The organism is Plesiomonas sp. ZOR0011, from assembly GCF_000800945.1.
Lineage (GTDB): Bacteria > Pseudomonadota > Gammaproteobacteria > Enterobacterales > CAMTGL01 > Plesiomonas > Plesiomonas shigelloides.
Genome location: NZ_JRKB01000107.1, coordinates 1 through 2,989 on the forward strand (window position 1 = coordinate 1; position 2,989 = coordinate 2,989).

Sequence of the window (2,989 nt, forward strand, 5' to 3'; positions counted from 1 at the left end):
TTTTGAAATGAGCATTCGCTGCGCGAATTTTACGCTCATTTCAAACCACTGCGCACGCAAGCGTGCTCCGTTATGCTCCTTAATTAAATGTTAGCTGAAAGGCGAATTTAATTAGCTTTTGTGGGTTAAATCTGAGCACTTAGCATAGTGAATTTTCACGGCTCAATTGTATTTGTTCTTCGATTTAGCTGTTGCGTCTAATGAGTGAGTTGCCTTGGCTACTTAACCGTTTACGTAAATGTCGTATTCTTTCCAGTAGCCTATTCGGTGTAATCTGGCCAAGTTGCCGATGTATCTTCAGTGTTCACGGTAAGTCAGTATTCTTTCCAATCCTGTGCATTGTTGGTGAGCGGTCACGTTGAAGAGTCTGCGGTGTAAGCTAATGTAATCCTGTTTTCTTTCCAGTCAGCGGGTGCGGCTGCAACTGAGAGTTTTGGCATAGCAAGCTTTGCTACAACTGCAAAATCGTATTCTTTCCTCTTGTTTGCATGGTGTTTAGCTGCACGAAATCAGCGTTCTTTTGCACAATTGAAGGCGAATGGTCGAGTCACGTGCATCATTGCGAATAGAATAGGCCCAGTACAATGCTCGCCAAGCTCTATTGTTCTTACTTAAGGTTGTTTAGTGGGGCGGCAAGTCTAGTGTTTTTAGCTACCTTGGGGTTTCAGCTAACAAAAAACTCAACAGGGACATTTTGAAATGGGCATTCGCTGCGCGAATTTTGCGCCCATTTCAAACCACTGCGCATGCAAGCATGCTCCGTTATGCCCCTTAGTTAGAAGTTATCAGGAAGTGCATTTAATTAGTATTTTCGGCGCATGAAAAATCGTAATATTGCCGTAGTAGGGTACTACGGCGAGTAGGTAATATTATATCTTTAACGCACGTCGAAGGGGCTAGCAACGCATTACCAAAAACTCAAATACAACAACTATAACACTGTGGTTCAATGGGACTGATAACATCGCGAGTTGTTAGTCCCTCTTGAGGTACTTGTTAGTTTTTTGTTTTATTTTGATATCTTCGATATATATGGTATAAATCTCACTTAACTTTTCAATAATTACCCCCAAGTTTTGATAGTCAACGTTCATGCTAAACTGCTCTTGTTTATTATTAGCATCTTTAAATATTGCACCAGTCTTATCATAAGTGACATTCATGTGAGAGATGGCATTTCTCATATGTCTTATATAGTTTATCTCTATAGCATCACTTTGATAGCTACTTGTAGCATTTAAGTTAAGCGATGAGATGAATGAGTTGATTTTTTTATATTCATTAGAGAACTGATTGCTAAGAAGCTCCCTTGGCATAACTAACATCATATACATAATAGGCGGAATCATACCTTGATTCATAATACCCATAGATTTCATTTGCTCATGAACAAACGAATCTTTAAAGTGAAGTTCGCTATAGTCTTTAGTTTTTACGAACTCTAAGTTATGTAGTTCAAGTAAGAACTTAAATGACATGTAGGTCTGAATCATTTGATTCTCTTCATCTGTGTACATATATTTTCCTCGAAACTAACCGCGTTATTAAGCGGAAACCTCCCGTATAGTAACGTGACATGTATTCTGCGTCACCTAATGTAACAAACGGTACTGTGTTGCATGTGAGGTTTTGCTGTAGAAGTAGAGTTAGTTCATGTGTTGGATGTTTAGACACGCGTTGTTTTTCAAACATTGGTTCCGTGATAACAAGAAGCTCAAGCAGGGACATTTTGAAATGGGCATTCACTTTGTGAATTTTATGCCCATTTCAAACCGCTGCGCACGCAGGCGTGCTACGCTATGCCCCTTAGCTAAATGTTATCAGGAAAGATATTTAATTATCATTTGCGGCGAATGTACAAATCGATATGTTGCCGTAGTAGGGTACTACGGCGAATGAGAAATATTATATCTTTAACGCCCTGTTAAGGGGTGTGCAACGCAATACCAAAGCCGCCGCATACCACCTTAATCACTTAAACCAACTCATAGTGAAAATTGAATCGCCACCAATAAACTAGACACATCCCAGCCGTTCTTGGTAACTGTTTTCATACTCTACCGGCGACAGTAGATTATTGGAACCATGTTTCCGTTTACTGTTGTAGAACATTTCTATGTAATCAAACACATCACTTCGCGCTTCATCTCGTGTCGAATAGATTTTTCGTTTGATCCGTTCTCGCTTTAGCAGCTGAAAAAAGCTTTCTGCCACAGCATTGTCATGACAGTTTCCGCGTCTGCTCATGCTGCCTTGCAGGCCATGAATTTTAAGGAATGTCTGCCAGTCATGGCTGGTGTATTGACTCCCTTGGTCGGAATGAACCATTACCTGCTTTTTCGGTTGTCGTCGCCACACAGCCATCAGTAATGCGTTTAATACAATGTCTTTGCTCATTTGAGAATGCATCGACCAACCAACGACTTTACGTGAGAATAAATCCACCACGACGGCTAGATAAAGCCAGCCCTCATGTGTACGGATATAAGTAATATCGGTGACCCACACCTCGTCAGGCACTAACGGATTAAACTGCCGCTGCAAGCGGTTTGGTGTGATGACATGGCTGTCACCCTGGCGATACCTAGGCCTCCGATAACCAACCCGTGCTTTCAACCCTGCGGATCGCATCAACCGGTATACCCGGTTAATGCCACAGGATTCGCCGAGATCACGTAAGTCAGAATGAACTTTCCGGTAGCCATACACACAACCAGACTCCAGCCATAACTGCTTAATCAATCCCATTAGCCTTCGGTTTGTCTTATCGCGTTTCGAAAGCGATGACTTACTCCACGAATAGTATCCACTGGGATGCACATCCAACATGTTACAAAGCCAACGCACCGGCCAGCTGTCGCAGTGTTCTTTAATGAAGTCGTATCTTAGTCGGACAGCTTTGCGAAGTACGCCGCGGCTTTTTTTAGAATGTCACGTTCTTCGGTGGCTCGCTTCAGCTCTTTTTGCAACCGCTTAATCTCTGCCTGAG

General features: G+C 42.1%; 1 protein-coding gene and 1 pseudogene. Both read right to left on the reverse strand.

The annotated features are described in order from the left end of the window. Window positions 1-974: 974 nt before the first annotated feature. Window positions 975-1,517, reverse strand: coding sequence for a hypothetical protein (locus tag L975_RS16125; RefSeq protein ID WP_047709310.1), 543 nt, complete (start codon window positions 1,515-1,517; stop codon window positions 975-977). Between the two features lie 499 nt (window positions 1,518-2,016). Further along, window positions 2,017-2,989: pseudogene (locus L975_RS16130) on the reverse strand (IS3 family transposase); the annotation flags it as partial.